Source organism: Streptococcus sp. HMSC36C04 (genome assembly GCF_001839535.1).
GTDB lineage: Bacteria > Bacillota > Bacilli > Lactobacillales > Streptococcaceae > Streptococcus > Streptococcus hominis.
In genome coordinates this window covers 134,308-154,969 of the sequence record NZ_KV841604.1, presented here as the reverse complement: position 1 = coordinate 154,969, position 20,662 = coordinate 134,308, and the positions used below count along the sequence as shown (strand labels likewise).

The 20,662-nt window shown below is 37.5% G+C and carries 20 protein-coding genes and 2 tRNA genes; 20 read left to right on the top strand and 2 right to left on the bottom strand.

Annotation, left to right across the window (positions count from 1 at the left end):
- The first annotated feature begins 248 nt into the window (after positions 1–248).
- The 16 genes from HMPREF3249_RS07790 (at position 249) to HMPREF3249_RS07715 (ending at position 13,076) form a co-directional block, all read left to right on the top strand.
- A complete protein-coding gene (locus HMPREF3249_RS07790) occupies positions 249–2,207 on the top strand; it encodes a peptide ABC transporter substrate-binding protein (protein WP_059221150.1) in 1,959 nt (652 codons plus the stop codon).
- A gap of 202 nt (positions 2,208–2,409) precedes the next feature.
- A tRNA-Leu gene (locus HMPREF3249_RS07785) sits at positions 2,410–2,495 on the top strand.
- A gap of 203 nt (positions 2,496–2,698) precedes the next feature.
- Positions 2,699–3,580, top strand: coding sequence for a class II fructose-bisphosphate aldolase (locus HMPREF3249_RS07780; protein ID WP_003025917.1), 882 nt, complete (start codon positions 2,699–2,701; stop codon positions 3,578–3,580).
- A 104-nt stretch (positions 3,581–3,684) separates the two neighbouring features.
- Positions 3,685–4,146, top strand: a complete 462-nt coding sequence (locus HMPREF3249_RS07775; protein ID WP_059221149.1) for a GNAT family N-acetyltransferase — start codon at positions 3,685–3,687, stop codon at positions 4,144–4,146.
- A gap of 50 nt (positions 4,147–4,196) precedes the next feature.
- Positions 4,197–4,269 (top strand) — tRNA-Thr (locus HMPREF3249_RS07770).
- 214 nt (positions 4,270–4,483) lie between these two features.
- The gene (locus HMPREF3249_RS07765; RefSeq protein WP_070867556.1) at positions 4,484–4,930 is read left to right on the top strand and encodes a LytTR family DNA-binding domain-containing protein; all 447 of its coding nucleotides are present in this window, start codon (positions 4,484–4,486) and stop codon (positions 4,928–4,930) included.
- A 5-nt stretch (positions 4,931–4,935) separates the two neighbouring features.
- Positions 4,936–5,598, top strand: a complete 663-nt coding sequence (locus HMPREF3249_RS07760) for a LiaF transmembrane domain-containing protein (RefSeq protein ID WP_006267355.1) — start codon at positions 4,936–4,938, stop codon at positions 5,596–5,598.
- A 134-nt stretch (positions 5,599–5,732) separates the two neighbouring features.
- Positions 5,733–5,921 (top strand): 50S ribosomal protein L28, encoded by a 189-nt coding sequence (rpmB, locus tag HMPREF3249_RS07755; RefSeq protein WP_003025909.1) that lies wholly within the window; start codon positions 5,733–5,735, stop codon positions 5,919–5,921.
- Positions 5,922–6,096: 175 nt separating this feature from the next.
- Complete coding sequence (locus HMPREF3249_RS07750; protein WP_059221142.1) at positions 6,097–6,462, top strand: Asp23/Gls24 family envelope stress response protein; 366 nt, start codon at positions 6,097–6,099, stop codon at positions 6,460–6,462.
- 2 nt (positions 6,463–6,464) lie between these two features.
- Entirely contained in the window at positions 6,465–8,132 is a 1,668-nt protein-coding gene (locus HMPREF3249_RS07745; protein WP_049533548.1) for a DAK2 domain-containing protein, read from the top strand.
- 285 nt (positions 8,133–8,417) lie between these two features.
- Positions 8,418–9,293, top strand: coding sequence for an ABC transporter ATP-binding protein (locus tag HMPREF3249_RS07740; RefSeq protein ID WP_022525422.1), 876 nt, complete (start codon positions 8,418–8,420; stop codon positions 9,291–9,293).
- Between the two features lie 13 nt (positions 9,294–9,306).
- Complete coding sequence (locus tag HMPREF3249_RS07735) at positions 9,307–10,041, top strand: ABC transporter permease (RefSeq protein ID WP_070867555.1); 735 nt, start codon at positions 9,307–9,309, stop codon at positions 10,039–10,041.
- Positions 10,042–10,044: 3 nt separating this feature from the next.
- Positions 10,045–11,142, top strand: a complete 1,098-nt coding sequence (locus HMPREF3249_RS07730; protein ID WP_059221139.1) for a sensor histidine kinase — start codon at positions 10,045–10,047, stop codon at positions 11,140–11,142.
- Positions 11,139–11,738 carry a response regulator transcription factor gene (locus HMPREF3249_RS07725; protein ID WP_003028450.1) on the top strand — a complete coding sequence of 200 codons (600 nt, stop codon included), beginning with the start codon at positions 11,139–11,141 and terminating at the stop codon, positions 11,736–11,738. Before HMPREF3249_RS07730 ends, HMPREF3249_RS07725 begins: the two co-directional genes overlap by 4 nt.
- A gap of 125 nt (positions 11,739–11,863) precedes the next feature.
- The gene (locus HMPREF3249_RS07720) at positions 11,864–12,751 is read left to right on the top strand and encodes an SPFH domain-containing protein (protein ID WP_059221137.1); all 888 of its coding nucleotides are present in this window, start codon (positions 11,864–11,866) and stop codon (positions 12,749–12,751) included.
- A 109-nt stretch (positions 12,752–12,860) separates the two neighbouring features.
- Positions 12,861–13,076 carry a capsule biosynthesis transcriptional regulator gene (locus HMPREF3249_RS07715; RefSeq protein ID WP_003025899.1) on the top strand — a complete coding sequence of 72 codons (216 nt, stop codon included), beginning with the start codon at positions 12,861–12,863 and terminating at the stop codon, positions 13,074–13,076.
- 515 nt (positions 13,077–13,591) lie between these two features.
- Here the strand turns inward: HMPREF3249_RS07715 and HMPREF3249_RS07710 are convergent.
- Positions 13,592–14,332, bottom strand: a complete 741-nt coding sequence (locus HMPREF3249_RS07710) for an amino acid ABC transporter ATP-binding protein (RefSeq protein ID WP_003043510.1) — start codon at positions 14,330–14,332, stop codon at positions 13,592–13,594.
- Positions 14,329–15,894, bottom strand: coding sequence for an ABC transporter substrate-binding protein/permease (locus tag HMPREF3249_RS07705; protein WP_059221134.1), 1,566 nt, complete (start codon positions 15,892–15,894; stop codon positions 14,329–14,331). Before HMPREF3249_RS07705 ends, HMPREF3249_RS07710 begins: the two co-directional genes overlap by 4 nt.
- Before the next feature lie 126 nt (positions 15,895–16,020).
- Between HMPREF3249_RS07705 and HMPREF3249_RS07700 the strand changes: the two genes are divergently transcribed.
- The 4 genes from HMPREF3249_RS07700 to cas2 all read left to right on the top strand — a co-directional run bounded on the left by HMPREF3249_RS07700 (position 16,021) and on the right by cas2 (position 20,524).
- Positions 16,021–17,910 carry a DUF2207 domain-containing protein gene (locus HMPREF3249_RS07700; RefSeq protein WP_059221132.1) on the top strand — a complete coding sequence of 630 codons (1,890 nt, stop codon included), beginning with the start codon at positions 16,021–16,023 and terminating at the stop codon, positions 17,908–17,910.
- Between the two features lie 66 nt (positions 17,911–17,976).
- Positions 17,977–18,819: an undecaprenyl-diphosphate phosphatase gene (locus HMPREF3249_RS07695; RefSeq protein ID WP_059221130.1), complete on the top strand. Its 843-nt coding sequence runs from the start codon at positions 17,977–17,979 to the stop codon at positions 18,817–18,819.
- Positions 18,820–19,184: 365 nt separating this feature from the next.
- Positions 19,185–20,192, top strand: coding sequence for a CRISPR-associated endonuclease Cas1 (gene cas1 / locus HMPREF3249_RS07690; protein WP_059221129.1), 1,008 nt, complete (start codon positions 19,185–19,187; stop codon positions 20,190–20,192).
- A gap of 2 nt (positions 20,193–20,194) precedes the next feature.
- Positions 20,195–20,524 (top strand): CRISPR-associated endonuclease Cas2, encoded by a 330-nt coding sequence (gene cas2 / locus HMPREF3249_RS07685; RefSeq protein WP_059221128.1) that lies wholly within the window; start codon positions 20,195–20,197, stop codon positions 20,522–20,524.
- The last annotated feature ends 138 nt before the right edge of the window (positions 20,525–20,662 follow it).

The window sequence follows — 20,662 nt, the reverse complement described above, 5'->3', positions numbered from 1 at the left end:
GTTTTTTTGTTGCACTATATTTTACAATTTATCACTTTAAAAGAATGTTTATTCAATTTGAGTCAAAAGATAAATTTATTATTTTTGCTTCTTTATGTATTTTGCGGCTTATTTTAATCATATTATGCAGTGAATAACTAGTATTTTGAATAAATAATATTTTCTGTCAAAAACAGCTCTTTACTTTTTGAAACTATTTCGGTATAATATTCAATGTAACAAGATGTGACATTAGAGGAGGTTTATCTATGAAATCATCAAAATGGATTATTGCAACAGGAGTTGTGCTAAGCGCTGGAATCCTATTATCAGGTTGCGGCAAGTCAGCTTCTAGCACATCAACTTATTCATACGTGTATACACAAGATCCAGACACGCTAAATTATCTGATGGCGAACCGTGCGACAACTTCAGATGTTGTGACTAACTTAGTTGATGGATTATTGGAAAATGACCAATACGGAAATTTAGTTCCGGCGCTTGCTAAGTCATGGACAGTCTCCAAAGATGGCTTGACATATACGTATAAATTACGTAAAGATGCTAAATGGTACACATCAGAAGGTGAAGAGTACGCAAGTGTAAAAGCGCAAGACTTTGTAACTGGCTTGAAATACGCCGCAGATAATAAATCAGAAGCCCTTTACCTCGTTCAAGATTCTGTCAAAGGTTTGGATGCTTACATCAAGGGGGAAACGAAAGATTTTTCAACGGTTGGAGTAAAAGCTCTAGATGACTATACAGTACAGTATACACTCAGCCGTGCAGAGACTTATTGGAATTCAAAAACGACCAATAATATCCTCTTCCCAGTTAATGCAGATTTCTTGAAATCACAAGGAAAAAATTTTGGTTCTGTAAAACCAACCAGCATTCTATACAATGGTCCGTATCTGTTGAAATCTCTGACGGCCAAGTCTTCTATGGAATTTGCTAAAAATCCTCATTACTATGATAAAAAGAATGTTCATTTGGACAATATCAAATTGACATATTATGACGGCTCTGACCAAGAAGCCCTTATCCGTAACTTCACAGATGGTGCCTATAGTGCAGCTCGTCTTTATCCAAATAGCTCTAGTTTTGCTTCTGTTAAGAAACAATATGCTAACAATATCATCTATAGTTTGCAAGATGCGACCAGCTACTATTATAACTTTAATTTAAATCGTCAGTCTTACAACCATACATCTAAGAAAACAGATGCTCAAAAGGCTGCGACCCAAGAAGCGGTGCTAAATAAAGCTTTCCGCCAAGCTATCAACTTTGCCTATAATCGTACTTCTTATGGTGCACAAAGTAATGGGAAAGACGGAGCGACAAAGGTATTGCGGAACACACTCGTGCCACCAACATTTGTTTCTATCGGTGATAAAACGTTTGGTGATGTTGTGTCTTCTAAATTGGTAAACTATGGTTCAGAATGGTCAAATATGAATTTGGCCGATGCACAAGATGCTTATTACAATCCAGAAAAAGCCAAGGCGAAGTTTGCTCAAGCTAAAGCAGAATTGCAAGCAAAAGGTGTTCAGTTCCCTATTCACTTAGATGTACCGACTGATCAGACAAGCAAAATTGGTGTTCAATCGGAAAGTTCCATGAAGCAATCTGTTGAGTCTGTCTTGGGCACAGAAAATGTTGTCATTGATATTCAACAAATGAGTTCAGATGAATTAAATAATATCAGTTATTTTGCTAATACAGCTGCTCAAAAGGACTATGATCTGTATAATGGTGGCTGGTCTGGTGACTATCAAGACCCATCTACTTATTTAGATACTTTGAATACAAAAAATGGTGGTAGTTTACAAAACTTTGGTCTGGAGCCAGGTCAAGAAAATGATAAGATTAAGGCAGTTGGACTGGACACGTATACAGAGATGTTAGCAGAAGCAAATGCTGAAACCAATGAAACGAAGCGCTATGAAAAATATGCCAAAGCACAAGCGTGGTTAATTGATAGTGGCTTGACAATGCCAAACCTGTCTCTTGGGGGAACACCATCCGTGACGAAAACAGTTCCATTTAGTCGTTCTTATTCTCTAGTCGGCATTAAAGGTGGATCAAGCAGTTATTTTAAATATGTCAAACTGCAAGACAAGATTGTAACAACAAAAGAATACGAAAATGCCAAAAAGAAATGGCTAAAAGAAAAAGAAACTTCTAATAAAAAAGCACAAGATGACTACGAAAATCATGTGAAATAAAACAAATGTAAGAAACTTCTATGAACGACAAGCTTCGTAGGAGTTTCTTTGTGTTGTGTTCATATCTAAAGAACCTATATCGAAGAAGTTTCAAACAAGAGTTGGCTTTAGGGAGTGATTTTAAGTGCTGACAGATACATTTTTTCAAAAAATTTTCTTGACAAGGAGTTTCTATCCTGTTATACTAATAAGGTACTCAATAGCGGGGATGGCGGAATTGGCAGACGCGCAGGACTAAGGATCCTGTGACCGCTTTAGGTCGTGAGGGTTCAAGTCCCTCTCTCCGCATCAGATAAGCTGGCTTCGGCCAGTTTTTTTGTTGATGTTGTTACATTTTATGTTATTATTTTTGCGATGTAAGGAAAGAGAAACAATTTCATAAGAGAAAATGCTTAAAAGATTAGGAAACACTGGTATTTTTTCCTAAAAAGTGATAAAATAAACAATGTAAATGGGAAAACCCATAAAAATAAATAGGAGGCCTAATACTAATGGCAATCGTTTCAGCAGAAAAATTTGTCCAAGCAGCTCGTGACAATGGTTATGCAGTTGGTGGATTTAATACAAACAACCTTGAGTGGACTCAAGCTATCTTGCGTGCAGCAGAAGCTAAAAAAGCTCCAGTTCTTATCCAAACTTCTATGGGTGCTGCTAAATATATGGGTGGTTACAAAGTATGTAAACTTCTCATCGAAAACCTTGTAGAATCAATGGGAATTACTGTACCAGTTGCTATTCACCTTGACCATGGTCATTATGAAGATGCACTTGAATGTATCAAAGTTGGTTACACTTCAGTTATGTTTGATGGTTCTCATCTTCCAGTTGAAGAAAACCTTGAAAAAGCTCGCAAAGTTGTTGAATTTGCGCATGCAAATGGCGTGTCAGTAGAAGCTGAAGTTGGTACAATCGGTGGCGAAGAAGACGGTATCATCGGTGACGGTGAATTAGCTCCAATCGAAGATGCAAAAGCAATGGTTGAAACTGGAATTGACTTCCTTGCAGCAGGTATTGGTAACATTCATGGACCATACCCAGCTAACTGGAAAGGTCTTCACCTTGACCACTTGCAAAAATTGACAGAAGCTGTCCCTGGATTCCCAATCGTACTTCACGGTGGTTCAGGTATTCCTGATGACCAAATCCAAGCAGCTATCAAATTGGGTGTTGCTAAAGTAAATGTAAACACTGAATGTCAAATTGCTTTTGCAAAAGCTACTCGTAAATTCGTTGCTGAATACGAAGCAAACGAAGCAGAATACGATAAGAAGAAACTTTTTGACCCACGTAAATTCTTGAAACCAGGTTTTGAAGCCATTACAGAAGCTGTTGAAGAACGTATCGATGTATTTGGTTCAGAAGGTAAAGCTTAATTAGGCTTACCAAATAAACAAGAAAATCTCGCCTTGTGCGGGATTTTTGTTGATTGTTAAATACATAAAAGATAAAAATTTGTTGGCAGGAATGGGAGAGAGGAATGGCTCAGATTAAAGAAATCAAGAAAGAGGAGCAGAAGTTAGCGATTGCAGCTGAGATTTTGGCTGATTTACCAGAGTGGTTTGGTATTCCAGATAGTACTCAAGCCTATATTGAGGCGGCTGGGAAACTTCGTGTCTGGGGAGCTTATGAAGGTGATGATCCGCTTGGTTTTATTAGTTTGTCTTATTCCAGTGAAGACTGTGCAGAGATTGACTGCCTAGCTATCAAGAAAGACTATCATAGGCAAGGGATTGGATCAAAGTTAGTGAATGTCTTGGAAATGGCAGCAAGACAACAGGTTGACTATTTACAAGTCAAAACAGTGGCACAGGGTCATTATCCAACCTACGATAGAACGAATGCTTTCTATCAGGCTCAAGGTTTTAAAAAATTAGAAATCTTCCCTCGGCTGTGGGATTCACATAATCCCTGCATGGTTTTAATCAAGAAAATTTCCTAAAAACTTCTTGACAAAAAAATTTGACGTGTTAGAATAAGAATGTGTTGAATGCCGATTTAGCTCAGTTGGTAGAGCAACGCACTCGTAACGCGTAGGTCGTAGGTTCAAGCCCTATAATCGGCATCATTGAAGGTCTTCATTGATTGAAGGCTTTTTGTTTATTGTTAAGCATTGTTGTGTAAAAAAAGCTAATCGCATCTGACCAGCTTATGAAAAACAAGTAGGATATCCAAATTTTACAACCACTTGCGTCTCGAAATGAACCACTTACTGAAAACCGCTTGAATTTCACGAACCAATTGTTATAATAAAATAAAGAAAAACGAGGGGAGCGTTTATGAAGATTCGAGTAGAGCTAGATTCTAATCTAGAAGAAGCAGAAATTGTCATTAAGGCACCTCGCTTTGATGAGCAGATAGAGCGCGTTCAGCGTTCTCTGGAAGAAGTTGCTAAGCCGTCTATTCTTTTTTACAAAGATACGAGCGAATACTATGTTGATTTAGCAGAGATCCTCTTCTTTGAAACGGATGGAAATAAAATTTTTGCGCATGCTCGAAATAATGCTTATGAAGTCAAACTGAAATTGTATGAGCTAGAAGAATGTTTGCCGCGGTATTTCTGTCGTATTTCTAAATCAACGATTACGAATATTAAAGCAATTTATTCATTAGAAAAGTCTTTTTCAGGGACTAGCAGTATTCGCTTTTATGATACCCATAAGCAAGTGCATGTGTCTCGGCATTATTTTCAATTCTTAAAAGAAAAATTAAGTGAAATGAGGTAAATATTATGAGAAAAACATTGTTTGGAGTGGGGCTTTTGGTATTAGCAGGCTGGGTGCTACTACAAGGAAATTTTGGTATTCCAGTTATGGATTTTAATTTTTGGCCGATGCTCGTTGTACTGGGCTTTGCTTACTTTGCGATTGAAAATTTTTGGAGAGGAAATTTATCTGGTGGGGTTATTTTAGCCATTATTTCCTTAATCGTTGCAAATAGTAGCTATCACTTTTTGCCAATCTCATCTGGAACGATTTTCTTAGCAGGGATTCTGGCTTCTATTGGTATTGGATTGATTTTTAAACCAAAACGGATTTGGGGTGTTTATCGTGGTTCAAATGCTCATCGCATTATAAATGGGGATATTAATTTTGGAAGTGGTACGCGCTATATCAATTCGGAAGATTTTACCTATGAAACGCTAGATTGTACCTTTGGTAATGCCACAGTTTATTTTGACAATGCCACGATAAAAGGCGATTCTGCGACCTTTGATGTTGATGTATCTTTTGGAAATGCTACATTATATGTGCCGAGTAATTGGCGTGTGGAGTTGGATGTAGACAATGCTTTCGGCACAGTTACCAATCCCCGTAATATCAATGAGAAAGACAAGACCCTCTATGTAAAGGGAGATGTATCTTTCGGTCGTTTGGGAATTATCTATATTTAAGACTGATGGATTGGGCTGCCTTGGCTAAATTTTGAAATATAGAGAAAATAGTCTTGCAAAATCATAGAAATTGTGATAAAATTTTACGGTATGTGGTATAAAACCCGTGAAACTAATCAGGAGGACAAGTATCAATGGCAAAAGTATGTTACTTTACAGGTCGTAAAACTGTATCAGGAAATAACCGCTCTCACGCAATGAACCAAACAAAACGTACTGTGAAACCAAATCTTCAAAAGGTGACAATCTTAGTTGATGGTAAACCTAAGAAAGTTTGGGCTTCAGCACGCGCCCTTAAATCAGGCAAAGTTGAACGCGTTTAATTTATGAAGAATCGGACCTCTGGGGTCCTTTTTCTTTTTGCACAAGAAAATAGATTTTTTACGACAAGGAAAATCCCCAGCATTGACTGAATCCTTTCTAATTGTGTACTCTCTCTTTTACAGTCCGCGTAAAATATGGTAAAATAAACTATAAAATACTTTTGAGGTAGAAACTATGACTGTAAAAATCAATACAAAAGATGGTCAAATCGAACTGACAGATGATGTCATTGCGACAATTGTTGGTGGGGCAGCAACTGAAATTTTTGGTGTCGTCGGAATGGCCAGTAAAAATGCCATTAAAGATAATTTCCAAGCTTTATTAGGTAAAGAAAATTATGCGAAAGGCGTTGTAGTAAAGACCACGGACGACGGTAGCATTGCTGTTGATGTGTATACAGTTTTGAGCTATGGTACCAAGATCAGTGAAGTGTCTAAAAATATTCAAGAACGTGTGAAATTCAGTCTTGAAAATCAGCTTGGAATTACTGCCGAAACAGTAAATGTCTATATCCAAAATATTAAAGTTGTAGGAGAATAATCGTGTCAAATATTACTACTAGTTTATTTCAAGAAATGGTGCAGTCTGCATCTACTCGTTTGAATAAACAGGCTGAATATGTCAATTCTTTAAATGTTTTTCCTGTGCCAGACGGTGATACAGGTACCAATATGGGAATGACCATTGAAAATGGTGCAAAGGAAGTTGCGGACAAATCTGCTTCCACTGTTGGTGAGGTAGCTGGAATTTTTGCAAAAGGGCTCTTAATGGGTGCGCGTGGAAATTCTGGCGTTATCACTTCTCAGCTTTTCCGTGGTTTCTCTCAAAGTGTAAAAGAAAAGGAAGAGCTAACAGGACAAGATTTAGCCCTTGCTTTTCAGTCTGGAGTGGAAGTGGCCTATAAAGCTGTGATGAAGCCGGTTGAAGGAACGATTTTGACGGTTTCTCGTGGAGCTGCGATTGGTGCTAAGAAAAAAGCAGAAGAGACAGATGATGCTGTTGAGGTCATGAAAGCAGCTCTTGATAGTGCTAAGGTGGCTCTTGCTAAAACACCAGACATGCTTCCGGTCTTAAAAGAAGTTGGTGTTGTGGACTCTGGTGGTCAAGGTCTTGTTTTCATTTATGAAGGCTTTTTGTCAGCATTGACAGGCGAATACATTGCGTCTGAAGAATTTCAAGCAACGCCTGCAACTATGACAGAAATGATCAATGCAGAACACCATAAGTCGGTAGCTAGTCATGTGGCAACAGAAGACATCAAATATGGCTATTGTACGGAAATCATGGTCGCTTTGAAAAAAGGTCCAACGTATGTAAAAGAATTTGACTATGATGAATTCCGCAACTATTTGAATGAACTGGGCGACTCACTTCTTGTCGTAAACGATGATGAAATCGTAAAAGTTCATGTTCACACGGAAGACCCTGGTCTGGTCATGCAAGAAGGATTGAAATACGGAAGCCTTGTCAAGGTCAAAGTAGATAATATGCGCAATCAGCACGAAGCGCAGGTTGAAAAAGAAGAACGTGAAAATAGCCAGCCAACAGAAGAAAAAGAATATGCTATTATTGCGGTAGTTGCAGGAGAAGGATTGTCAGATATCTTTAAGGCACAAGGTGTGGACTATATCATCTCTGGCGGGCAAACGATGAATCCTTCAACAGAAGATTTCATCAAGGCTGTTGAACATGTGAATGCTCGTCATATCATTATTCTGCCAAACAACAAAAATATTTTCATGGCGGCGCAATCAGCGGCTGAAGTGATAGAACAACCTGCTGTAGTGATTGAAACAAGAACGATTCCGCAAGGTTTGACTAGCTTGTTAGCTTTTGACCCAAGCAAATCCATTGAAGACAACCATGATCGTATGACGGCTGCTCTTGCTGATGTTGTCAGTGGTAGTGTGACGACAGCTGTTCGTGATACAACGATTGATGGTCTTGAAATTCATGAAAACGATAACCTTGGTATGGTGGATGGAAAAATTGTTGTTTCCAATCCAGACATGTTGACGACATTGAATGAAACTTTTAGCAAAATGCTAGATGTAGATAGTGAGATTGTAACGATTTATATCGGTGAAGACGGTAGTGAAGACTTGGCTAATGAACTAGCGCAAGATATTACTGAAAAATTTGAAGATGTAGAAGTAGAAATACATAATGGCGGACAGCCAGTTTATCCATACCTTTTTAGTGTTGAATAAAACAGAAGAATTATTGCGAAGGGCGACTCGATGGAGTCGTCTTTTTTATGACATTTGTCATGTTGAGCGATGACAAAATCATCTAGTGGCGATAAAAGAGTTGAGATATAATGAAAGTAACAAGAGGAAATGTAGAGTTATAAACCAAGTCTACAACCTGTTTTATTCTTCTTGCTGCAAGTAACTTTGTGGTAATCTAATCGTTGACCAGAAACTTCCTGAGCCAATTGCTAGGACTTCTGTATGTGTTGCATTTCCACCAATAAAAATAATGAGGAGAAAAAGATGAAGCTGATTGAGGTGAACCGTTTATCTAAAAAGATTCGTGGGAAAGAAATTTTGAAAGATATCTCTTTTACTATTAACGAGGGAGAATGTGTGGCGTTGATTGGTCCAAATGGAGCTGGGAAAACCACGCTCATGGATTGTTTGCTAGGTGATAAGTTTCTTACAAGTGGGCAGGCTAGTGTTCGAGGATTAAAGCCAACAGATGAGCAATTAAAGCAGATTGTTGCCATTTTACCACAGGAAAATACAGTTGTGGCAGATTTGAAGGTAAAAGAACTACTGAACTTTTTTCAAAGTATTTACCCACGTAGTTTAACTAATCAAGAAGTTGATGCCCTTTTGACATTTACGGATAAGCAAAAAGATCAGCTAGCCAGCAAATTATCTGGTGGGCAAAAACGGTTGTTTTCTTTTATTTTAGCTCTTATTGGCCGACCTAAAATTCTCTTTTTAGATGAGCCGACTTCTGCTATGGATACTTCCACTCGGCAGCATTTTTGGGAAATTGTGGATGAATTGAAGCAAAAGGGTGTGACCATTATTTACTCTTCTCACTATATTGAGGAAGTGGAGCATACAGCAGATCGGATTTTGGTTTTGCATAAGGGTGAATTGATTCGTGATACGACGCCTTACGCTATGCGCAGCGAAGAACAAGAAAAACACTTTACTATTCCGCTTTCTTACCAAGCTATTTTGGAAAGGTTACCTGAAGTGACCGAAATTGAAATCAAGCAAAATGCTCTCTCCTTTGCAACTAGAAAGGCTGGTCAAGTGTGGCAAGTCTTGGTAGAGAATGGTTGTACGATTGAGGAAGTAGAAGTGCGCAACCGGACACTATTGGATAGTATTTTTGAGACAACGCAAGAGTAAAAGGAGATGTATCATGAAAAATATGAGAAGTTTAATGAAGGTTGAATTGATTTTAATGAAGCGCCAAGCGGCTTATTATCTATTGTCTATTGGATTGCCTAGTGTCTTTTATCTGATTTTCTCAGGTATGATGTCTGGGAGTGCCACCCCTACACTTGTACTCCAAACCTGTCTCTTTTCTATGACAGTTTTTAGTATTATGTCCAGTGCTTTCTTTAGTATTCCAAGCACCTTGCAGTCTGATAAAACTAATAATTGGCAAAAAATGCTTCAACACTCACCTGTTTCTATGATAGAATATTATATATCCAAACTTTTCAGTGCTTTACTGACTTTCCTTCTTTCCATAGTCGTTGTATTTTCTGTTGGACATTTTGTTCGTGGAGTCAATCTTTCTGCAATGGATTGGTTAATCATCGCCCTAATTATTTTGTTTGGAAGTTTGGTTTTCATTGCTATGGGAGTACTAGTGAGTTTGCTTCCCAGCGCTCAGCTTATGTCTGTTGTGGGGAATATTGCCTATATGGCTTTGGCAGTCCTGGGTGGTCTTTGGTTTCCTTTGACCATGTTTCCAAAATGGCTCCAATCAATCGGTAAGTTGACTCCTAGTTATCAACTCATGCAGATTGTATCTTCTTATTTGGAACATCGCGAGTTTAATGCCATTGCAGCACTGATTGTTCTGGTTTACACAGTTGGTGTCAGCCTAGTGGTTCTTCAACTCAAAAAACGGATTGAGGTAAAATAATTTATGTGGAAAAAACTAAAAAATATTCACTATCTGTTTCATATTGCTTTAGTTTTTATTGTTTTTCCAATAGCGGGGGTCATCAGCGGGGACTACTCGCTTTTGCTCTTGTTGTGGACAGCATTTTTTATCGGAGCTTATTACAATCTTCTACTCGATAATCATCCGTCTCACCAGTGGCTGTCTTGGTGGATAATGATTGCCTACATTTTTTATAGTTCTATTTGGTTAAATCCAAGTTTTGTTTGGTACATCTTTTATCTATCAAATCTACTAATCTATCACTTTAATGAAATTCCATTTAAATCTTGGCGCTTTTGGACCTTTTTTACCTTACAGCCAATCATTCTGTTTTCTATTTTTCTGAAAAATCCGAGTGATTTATCCTATCTGATATTTTTGCTTGTGACCTTTATCTTTGTGGATTTACTCACATTCGGATTGTATCGCATGCAGTTGGCTGAATTGCTTCAGGAGGAAAAAAGAAAGCAGAATGCTCAACTCAATCTGTTTCTAGCTGAAAATGAGCGCAATCGTATTGGACGAGACCTACATGATAGTCTAGGACATACATTTGCTATGCTCAGTGTCAAGACAGAATTAGCACAACAGTTTCTTCAAATGAAATCCTATGAGAAAGCTGGTAAAGAATTGCAGGAAGTACATGAAATTAGCAAGCAGTCTATGGCAGATGTGCGACGGATTATTGATAATCTAAAAACACGAACCTTGGATGAGGAGTTAGTGACTATTCAGGCTATGCTGGAAATGAGTGGGATTCGGGTACAAGTACAGCATCAACTCAATATTGCTAGCATCGCACCGAATATTCAATCAAGTTTAAGTATGGTTTTACTAGAATTAGCAACGAATATCATCAAGCATGCTCAAGCAAGCAGTTGCCAAATTCATCTGTATTCTGAAAAAAATAGGTTAATAGCAGATGTTGAGGATAATGGGAAAGGTTTCAAAATTGCCACAGGAAAAGAGTTGCATTCTATTCGGGAGCGTGTAGAATCATTGTCTGGACAAGTAGAGATTTTAAGCTGTAAACAGCCAACTAAGATTCGAATAAACTTACCAATGGAGGGATACAAATGAAATTGTTAGTAGCCGAAGATCAAAGCATGCTACGGGATGCTTTGTGTCAATTGCTAGAACTGCAATCAGACGTGGAAACGGTTCATCAGGCTTCTAATGGGCAGGAAGCAATGAATCTGCTGCAATCTCAAAAGATAGATGTGGCTATTTTAGATGTGGAAATGCCTAAGCAGACAGGTTTAGATGTGTTGGAATGGGTCAAGGAGAAGCAGCCAACTGTCAAAGTCGTTATTGTCACCACATTTAAACGTCCTGGTTACTTTGAGCGAGCGATTAAAGCAGATGTAGATGCTTATGTCTTAAAAGAACGCAGTATAGCCGACCTTATGAAAACGATTCATACTGTGTTAGACGGAAAAAAAGAATATTCTCCTGAGTTGATGGAAGTCATGATGACAAGTAAAAATCCCTTGTCCAATCAAGAAATTTTGGTTTTGCAAGCGGCAGCAAGAGGTCTATCTAGCAAAGAAATCGCTCAAAAGCTTTATCTGTCAAATGGTACCGTTCGTAATTATATGTCAAGCATTCTAACGAAATTAGCAGCGGAAAATCGATTGGAAGCGGTTCGAATTGCGCAAGAAAATGGTTGGATATAAACTAGATATTGTGAGATATTGAAGAGAAATTTAACATAGTGATTTAACTAGTTTTTATCGCTTTTGTTTGATAAACTCTTATAAGTATGCTATAATTTTGAAAAAGAAGATAGGAGTTTCATATTATGCTATTTTTAATAGTGCCAATTATTATTGTCGTGCTGTTTTTCATTCTTTTTAGCTCGTTGTATGTCGTTCGTCAACAGTCTGTAGCGATTATAGAACGTTTTGGGAAATATCAAAAGTTAAGTAATAGTGGAATTCATTTGCGTTTGCCATTTGGTATTGATCATATCGCAGCGCGTGTGCAATTGCGCCTCTTGCAAAGTGAGATTGTGGTTGAAACGAAGACACAAGATAATGTATTTGTCATGATGAATGTTGCTACACAATACCGTGTTAATGAAAATAACGTAACAGATGCTTACTATAAATTGATTCGTCCAGAAGCTCAAATCAAATCTTATATTGAAGATGCTTTGCGCTCATCTGTTCCTAAATTGACATTGGATGAATTGTTTGAAAAAAAAGATGAAATTGCACTTGAAGTACAAAAACAGGTAGCAGAAGAAATGTCTACTTACGGTTATATCATCGTAAAAACCTTAATTACCAAGGTTGAGCCAGACGCAGAAGTCAAGCAATCAATGAACGAGATTAACGCTGCCCAACGGAAACGTGTTGCTGCTCAAGAATTGGCTGAAGCTGATAAAATTAAAATTGTAACTGCCGCAGAAGCAGAAGCGGAAAAAGACCGCCTTCATGGGGTAGGGATTGCAGAGCAACGGAAAGCGATTGTGGATGGTTTGGCAGATTCTATCAAAGAGCTGAAAGGTGCGAATGTTGAATTGAAGGAAGAACAAATCATGTCCATTCTTTTAACCAACCAATACCTTGACACGTTGAATAATTTTGCAGACAATAAGGGAAATAATACAATTTTTCTACCAGCAAATCCTGACGGAGTGGAAAGTATCCGAACACAAATATTATCAGCACTTAAAGCTAAATAAAGAATATTCTGAATTGCTTTATTCATCAAAATAGGCATCCTTTTCCGTTGACAAAACAAACAAAAACCTTTACAATATTTAGTTAGAAATAATAAAATAGGAGAAGGAAATGGCTAAATCTAACTTTGAAAAAGTAGAATCAGTTGTTAGCTGGGTTCGTGATAAAAAAATCACGGGTTATCGCATCAGTAAAGAAACGAACGCTCGTGAAATGTCTATCATTGCCCTTGCTCAAGGCCGTGCTAAAGTGAAAAATATTTCATTTGAAACCGCTCTTGGATTGATTGATTTTTACGATAAAAACCACGAAAAGTTTGAAAACTAATCGTTGTATTTTTAGCAGGCTATCAGCCTGCTTTTTTTGTTTGCAATTGTAAAATAGTATGATTTTATATGGAAATAACAAATAATTATAAAGTGGAAAGTTTATTTATTCCTTATCTATCTAATTTTTAAAAATGAATATTTTTACAGAAAAATGATAAACCGCTTTCTACAATACAATCTATTTTAAAAAATATTCTTAAAAATTAGAGTTTTATTTTTAACAAGAAAATGTTCTAATGAATGTGTATTCAAACATTCTGTTTTGTTTGAATAAAAATTAGTTTTTCAATTGAGTTCCTAAAGATTTTGGAGAGAAAATAAAGACGAGACTGGGACAAAAGTCCTTAACCTCGTCAGATTTTTATGAGTTTCTTGCAAGTCGCAGTGGTTGAGTGGGTTCTATGCGGTTGATAAATCAACCTTTACAGCCCTACTCAACTGTGCGGGGGTGGGACGACAAAATCAAATTTCTCCGAAATTACCGATTTTTGTCCCACTCCCGTCGGTTGTAGATTATCGTAAGTAACGTTGTAAAAATTCTTTTGTGCGTTCTTTCTTAGGGTGAGTAAAAATGTCTTCAGGTTTGCCTTCTTCAGCAATGATGCCTTTGTCCATGAAAATGACACGATTGGAGACATCACGCGCAAACTCCATTTCGTGCGTGACAACAATCATGGTTAAGCCTTCTTGAGCAAGGTCTTTCATGATTTTCAGCACTTCGCCGACCATTTCAGGGTCAAGGGCTGATGTTGGTTCGTCAAATAAAATGGCATCTGGGTTCATGGATAAGGCGCGTGCAATAGCAACCCGTTGCTTTTGTCCGCCAGAAAGTTGTTTTGGCTTTGCTTGCCAGTAAGGTTGCCCCATGCCAACTTTTTCAAGATTTTCTTTGGCGATTTTTTCGGCCTCTGCTCGTTCTCGCTTGAGAACAGTCGTTTGTGCGACAATGGTATTTTCAAGAACGTTGAGGTTTTCAAAAAGGTTAAAGCTTTGGAACACCATACCGAGTTTTTCACGGTAATGAGTGAGGTTATAGTTTTCTTCTAGTACATTTTCACCACGATAAAGGATTTCTCCTCCACTTGGCTCTTCAAGGAGATTGATAGAGCGTAAGAAAGTAGATTTTCCACTACCAGAGCTTCCGATGATAGAGATGACTTCGCCGGAGTGGACAGTGAGAGAAATGTCTTTTAAGACTTCATTTTGTCCGTAGGATTTTTTAAGATGCTTGATTTCTAAAATGGTATCGCTCATGCATTTACTCCTTTCGTTTGCATTTGATTAGCGCCCGTTGTGTAATCATCTGTGTCAAAACGGCGTTCTACATAGCGGAGAATGCGAGTGACAGTAAATGTTAGGACAAAGTAGATCACGGCAATAATCGTAAAGGTTTGGAAATATTGGTAAGTTTGGGTGGCAATAGTATTTCCTGAGAAATAAAGTTCAACAACGGAGATAACATTCAGTACGGAAGTATCTTTGATATTGATGACAAATTCATTCCCTGTAGCAGGTAGAATATTGCGTACGACTTGAGGAAGGACAACTTTGCGCATGGTTTGGTTATGTGTCATTCCCAGAGCAGTTGCGGCTTCAAATTGCCCCTTATCAACAGCGAAGATTCCTCCGCGGACAATTTCACTCATATAAGCACCCGTGTTAATGGAAACGATAAAGATAGCCGCGATTGTACGGTCAATGGAAACTCCAAATGCCTGTGCTGTTCCGTAGTAAATAACCATAGATTGAACAATCATAGGTGTTCCACGGAAAATTTCGATGTAGACATTCAGAAACCAACCGAATAAAGTTTGTAGAATAGCGAGAGCTTTATTTTTGGCTGTAGGAGCGGTGCGGTAAACACCGATTAAGAGACCGATAATGAGGCCTGCAATTGTACCAGTAATGGAGATGAGAAGGGTTAAGCCAGCTCCACGCAGAAATTGGAGCCAGTTGTCTTTCAGAATCTTTGTCACTTGTCCAAAGAAAGTAGTTTTGTCTTTGCTGGCGTCAGTGTCAACAGGTTGGTTTTGAATCATCTTGTCCATTAAAGCGACTTGGTCTTTGGCGCTGATTTTAGCGATAGCAGCATTGACTTGTGTTATCCGACTATCGTTTTTGCGCATTCCGATTGCAATCGTAGCATCCTCTTCATTAACTTCAAAACCTTTTTTGAACTGAATCATTTTAAATTTTGAATTGGCAGATTCTGCTGTGAGGGCTTCGGGACGCTCAGAGATGTAGCCGTCTATCACTCCTGACTCAAGTGCTTGGCGCATTTGAGCGAAGTCGCCCATTGCAGTTTCTTGCTTAGCGCCTGTCAGTTGGGAAATCAAATTGTAGAGGTAGACACCTTGTTGAGAGGTGATTTTTGCTCCTTTGAAGTCCTTCAACGTTTTTGCATTAGCATAAGCCCCATCTTTGTTGACCAGTACCACAGGCTCACTGGTATAATAACTATTGGAAAATGCGATTTCCTTTTTCCGCTCGGCAGTCGGACTCATTCCAGCGACAATCATATCTAATTTACCTGATGTCAATGCAGGAATCAATCCATTCCAAGACGTTTTGACCACTAACGGTTTTTTGCCCAATGCTTTTGCGACTTGTTTGGCGATTTGGACGTCATAACCATTGGCATATTGGTTGGTACCTTCGATTTTGATGGCACCATTTTTATCATCATCTTGCGTCCAGTTGAACGGTGCATAAGCCGCTTCCATTCCGATTCGCAAGTATTCATCGGCTTGAGCTCTATTTGCAAATCCGAAACTAAGCAGCAGAAGTACAAATAGAGATAAGAATAATTTCTTCATATTTTCTCCTCATCTAAAAATAGCTTCCTTTCATTGTACCGAAAAATGACATGCTTTTCAATATTGGGGAAACCCTTACTTAAAAAAATGGTATAATAAAAGCAATCAGTATAAGGAGATTGCTAGATGAAAAAGTTTTTTTGGAGTATCATAATTTTTTTCTCATGTTTGTTCTTCAGTCAACGAGTCTTGGCGGTGAGTTATGATATTGAATCCTATAAAGGCAATTTACAGATTCATTCTGATAATACAGCGACATTTGTTGAAACAGTCACTTACCATTTCTCAAGCGGCTACAGAGGACAAATCATTACTTTGGGGACATCTGGTAAAGTTCCTCTGGGCTTTGATGTGGAAGGAAAGCCGACGATTCTAGCTTTAAGAAATGGACAACCAAAAACAGATATTACTGCTGTTCAGGAATACATTGCGGGTGGTTATAAATATAAAATTTATAATGCTGGTAATAAAGGAGACCGTGTAACCATTACGGTTACTTGGAAGTTGAAGAATATGTTGTTTGTCTACAATGATATTGTAGAATTACACTGGATTCCAATCAGTGATTGGGATAAAAAATTAAATAATGTAGAATTTCGGATTACTCCTCCAGCTACTTCACAACAGACTGAATTGTATGCTCACACGGGTTATTTTATGAAGCCGGCCCAAGTGACACGAGAGGGAGATAGCTATCTGATCCGTGTCGCTAGTATTGCTAAAAATAGAAATTTAGAATTTCATGCGTATTGGGATCGATCGCTAGTAACTGTTCCTGAAGATAGTTTAGCCGCTACAAAACGAGATCAGCTACAAGAGTTTCATCGAGTCGAAAAGGAAGTTGCTACCAGTACAAAAAAATATCAGAGATTAGTAGACTGGGACTTACCACTTGCTTTGGTATTGGTTGGCCTAATTAGTTTGGCTTTTTACATTATTTTTCATCTTAGAACAAAATCCCGTGTAACGTTTCCTAAGCATGCTCGTTTGTATGAAATACCGCAAGATTTGCCACCAATGGTCATCGCTTCCAATGTTTATTCGGTAGATTTGACAGAGCTGGATCCAACGGAGAAGCAAGCAACGTCTTTGAAATTTGAAAATCTTGTACAAGCCACTTTGCTAGATTTGATTGACAGAGGGAATCTTATTTTTACAGATGATATGAAACAACCAAAATTACAAAGAGTGACAGATAAGGGTTTAGCTGATTTTGAAAAAGAATTTTTAAAAATGGCTATGGGAAACAATAAGCAGTTGCTTGTGAAAAATTTGTTTTCAGATTTTAAAATTGACGATAAGATATATAATAGTGGCGAGAAAGCTGTTCGTAGCGCGGGCAATAGAGTGAGAAAACTATTAAAATGCTATTTAAAACTTATTACAGAAAATATACATGAAATTATTGAGCGTGAGCAATTGCCAAATAATTATCGCCCTGTTGCTAAAAAGGAGCTCTTGTGTTTATATCTTTCAATGCTCCTTATGAATCTTATTGTATTTGCTTCTCTTGGCATCTTAGCTTGGATTTTCTTGGAGTATGGACTCGTATTTTATCAATTTGTAGTTAGCTTCTTCATTGCTGGAGGAATGCTGTATTACCTTTTGAGAAAATGCAAAATGGTGAAGCGTGATGGCGTCTTAAATGAAGAAGGGGCAGAAAACTATTATTACTGGAAGAGTTTTGCTAATATGCTGCATGAGATTGCTCATTTAAAGGATACAGAAGTAGAGGGAGTGATTTTGTGGAACAGATTATTGGTTTATGCTGCTATGTTTAATTGTGCAGATAAGGTGACTAAGACGATGAAACTACGCAAAATCACAATTGATAATCCATCAATGAATGCTTTTGTTTATCAGGATATGGTGTATGATTTCCATGCGAGCTCACATGCTTTTGTTGGCTATGGGGCAGCAGCTAATTCGGCTAGCAGTTTCTCTGTTTCATCAGGTGGAAGTAGCGGTGGCGGCTTCTCTGGTGGTGGCGGAGGCGGAGGAGGAGGTGCTTTTTAAAAAGTGCCTCTATTCTCTCACTTGAAATTATGCTATAATGAAACAAATCAACCTTAGGAGAAGAAAATGTTTATCATTGAAATTTTAAAATCCATCATCTTTGGGATTGTGGAAGGAATTACAGAGTGGTTGCCTATTTCTAGCACAGGTCACTTGATTTTGATACAGGAGTTTATCAAGTATAAAAATCAGAATGCTGCCTTTATGGAAATGTTCAATGTCGTTATCCAATTAGGAGCGATTTTGGCGGTTGTGGTGATTTATTTTGATAAATTAAACCCGTTTAAACCGGGTAAGACAGCGCGTGAAGTTCAAAAAACATGGCAATTGTGGGCAAAAGTAGTGATTGCAGCTGCGCCGGCTGCCATTATTGGCTTACCTTTGGATGATTGGTTTGATGCTCATTTTTATAACTTCATTTCTGTTGCTTGTATGTTAATAATTTATGGTGTTGCCTTTATTTTGTTAGAAAAACGCAATAAAACTGTGGAACCTGCGATTACCAATTTGGAGCGCTTGCCTTATAAAACAGCGCTTTACATTGGGCTATTTCAAGTATTGTCACTCTTTCCTGGTACTAGTCGCTCTGGAGCAACCATTGTAGGAGGGCTTTTAAATGGTACTAGTCGTTCCGTGGTGACAGAGTTCACCTTCTTCTTAGGGATTCCTGTCATGTTTGGTGCCAGTGGTTGGAAGATTTTGAAATTTATTATCAAAGGAAACACACTTGGATTTGGGCAATTCTTCTTGCTGTTTGTAGCAATGGGCGTTGCGTTCGGGGTCAGTCTCTATGTGATTCGTTTCTTGACGGATTATGTGAAAAAGCACGACTTCACAATCTTTGGGAAATACCGTATTGGACTTGGTGTCTTGCTTATCATTTACGGCATTTTTAAAGCCATTTTCTAAGCATACAAAAACTCAGCAGATATTGTTGAGTTTTTAGTTAGTGACTTCAGTTCGTTTTGTTCCAAAGGTTATAGTATAATGTCAATGAGATGGCAAATAGGCAAATTTCAAATAGTTAAAATCTGAATGAAGGAGAGAGATATTTTTGAAATTCAAGAGATAATAAAAAGTTGAATCACTATTATCTAGATTAGAATTGCTCTTGTAATAAATGAGTAACGTAGTAGATAATTGCTCAAAGTATTATTATGAGCCTTGTGGGGTGGGACTAGTAACTTAAAATGTTTAATTTAGGATTCTGTCTCACTCTATTATTAAATATCATATTTAATATATTAAGACAATATAAGAGCGAAGGAAAAAATATGGGAGATTTATATATTCAGAAGTCAGATTATCATTTGTCGTTAAGCAATGATAGAGTCATCATAAAGGATAACGAAAAGAATGTAATAAAGGAAGTTTCTCTAAGTTTAATTGAAAATATATTAGTTTTTGGCAAAGCTCAATTAACAACACAATTATTAGCTGCGTCAGCTAATAATAGGATAAACGTTTTCTACTTTTCAGGATATGGAAAATTTCTTTCAGTACTAGATTCAGGACGAGAAGCGGATTATGAGAAACAAGAAAAACAAGCTCTTTCTAGTTTTAATCAAGAATTCTGCTTAGAGATTGCTAAAAGAATCGCTTCTGCTAAAATCAGAAATCAACTAAATTTATTGAAAGCATTTGATGAGGAGCATATTTTAGATAGCAAAGATTTTGAACAATTTCAAGAAGCTATCTTAGGAATTTCTACTGCAAAAAACATTCCAGAAATAATGGGGTTTGAAGGTAGAATTGCTAAATCATATTTTTATCTGTTAAACTTCTTACTGACTGATGACTTCCGATTTTATGAGAGATCTAAGCGGCCATCCAAGGATAGGTTTAATGCGCTTTTAAATTTTGGTTATTCCATTCTTCATTCTTGCTTTATTGGAATGATTCGCAAAAATGGCTTGAGTCTTGGTTTTGGTGTTATCCATCGACCTCATCAGCATCATTCGGTTCTAGCTAGCGATCTTATGGAAGAGTGGCGACCTGTTATTGTAGACGATACAATAATGAGCTTGATCAAAAATGAGGAAATTAGGGCAGAGCATTTTGAAGAGGGAGATGAGGAAGAAGTTGTTTTAACAGCAGAAGGAATTGAGATTTTTTCAAAAGCAATGCGTTCAAGAGTTTTGGAGATCCATCAGTATATTGAATTTGATAAAAAACGATATTCATTTTTATATATGGCTGATCAGCAGATAAAATCTTTGATTCGTTGTTTTGAAACGGAGAATCATGAGGAATTTTTAAGTGGTTATACGACGGGAGAGTAATGATGGGATTTTTTTACAACTTAGATGAGGAGGCGAAAAACTTTGCGCAGAAAAAAACGGTATTTTGTCTTGTTGTCTATGATATCATCAGCAATAAGCGGCGCCTCAAACTTTCTAAATTGTTGGAAGGATATGGTAGGAGAGTCCAACGTTCTTGTTTTGAAATTGATGTTGAAAAAACAAATTATAATCACCTTCTTCAAGATTTAGAAAAATTTTATTGTCAGGAGGAGGGAGACAATATAATTGTTTATGTTGGTGATAAGAAAGAAACAGTCATCTTCAACTCTTATGAAGGAGCAGAAATTCTGGAAGACATTTTGTTTTTCTGAAACTTTTAATTTAATGAAAAATATGGTAAAATATAGATATGTTTCCAAATCTTGAATAAAACAAGATTTAGGGGTCATTCTCTGAAGCTTGATACAAGATATGGGGTTAATAACCCATGTTACCTCGAGAGGGGACGG

Coding starts and splice junctions, on each gene's coding strand:
- HMPREF3249_RS07760 (WP_006267355.1), top strand. CDS start 4,936: ATGAGAAAAACATTGTTTGGAGTGGGGCTTTTGGTATTAGCAGGCTGG.
- HMPREF3249_RS07695 (WP_059221130.1), top strand. CDS start 17,977: ATGTTTATCATTGAAATTTTAAAATCCATCATCTTTGGGATTGTGGAA.
- cas1 (WP_059221129.1), top strand. CDS start 19,185: ATGGGAGATTTATATATTCAGAAGTCAGATTATCATTTGTCGTTAAGC.
- HMPREF3249_RS07730 (WP_059221139.1), top strand. CDS start 10,045: ATGTGGAAAAAACTAAAAAATATTCACTATCTGTTTCATATTGCTTTA.
- HMPREF3249_RS07710 (WP_003043510.1), bottom strand. CDS start 14,332: ATGAGCGATACCATTTTAGAAATCAAGCATCTTAAAAAATCCTACGGA.
- HMPREF3249_RS07725 (WP_003028450.1), top strand. CDS start 11,139: ATGAAATTGTTAGTAGCCGAAGATCAAAGCATGCTACGGGATGCTTTG.
- rpmB (WP_003025909.1), top strand. CDS start 5,733: ATGGCAAAAGTATGTTACTTTACAGGTCGTAAAACTGTATCAGGAAAT.
- HMPREF3249_RS07740 (WP_022525422.1), top strand. CDS start 8,418: ATGAAGCTGATTGAGGTGAACCGTTTATCTAAAAAGATTCGTGGGAAA.
- HMPREF3249_RS07765 (WP_070867556.1), top strand. CDS start 4,484: ATGAAGATTCGAGTAGAGCTAGATTCTAATCTAGAAGAAGCAGAAATT.
- HMPREF3249_RS07715 (WP_003025899.1), top strand. CDS start 12,861: ATGGCTAAATCTAACTTTGAAAAAGTAGAATCAGTTGTTAGCTGGGTT.
- HMPREF3249_RS07735 (WP_070867555.1), top strand. CDS start 9,307: ATGAAAAATATGAGAAGTTTAATGAAGGTTGAATTGATTTTAATGAAG.
- HMPREF3249_RS07780 (WP_003025917.1), top strand. CDS start 2,699: ATGGCAATCGTTTCAGCAGAAAAATTTGTCCAAGCAGCTCGTGACAAT.
- HMPREF3249_RS07750 (WP_059221142.1), top strand. CDS start 6,097: ATGACTGTAAAAATCAATACAAAAGATGGTCAAATCGAACTGACAGAT.
- HMPREF3249_RS07790 (WP_059221150.1), top strand. CDS start 249: ATGAAATCATCAAAATGGATTATTGCAACAGGAGTTGTGCTAAGCGCT.
- HMPREF3249_RS07720 (WP_059221137.1), top strand. CDS start 11,864: ATGCTATTTTTAATAGTGCCAATTATTATTGTCGTGCTGTTTTTCATT.
- HMPREF3249_RS07705 (WP_059221134.1), bottom strand. CDS start 15,894: ATGAAGAAATTATTCTTATCTCTATTTGTACTTCTGCTGCTTAGTTTC.
- cas2 (WP_059221128.1), top strand. CDS start 20,195: ATGGGATTTTTTTACAACTTAGATGAGGAGGCGAAAAACTTTGCGCAG.
- HMPREF3249_RS07775 (WP_059221149.1), top strand. CDS start 3,685: ATGGCTCAGATTAAAGAAATCAAGAAAGAGGAGCAGAAGTTAGCGATT.
- HMPREF3249_RS07700 (WP_059221132.1), top strand. CDS start 16,021: ATGAAAAAGTTTTTTTGGAGTATCATAATTTTTTTCTCATGTTTGTTC.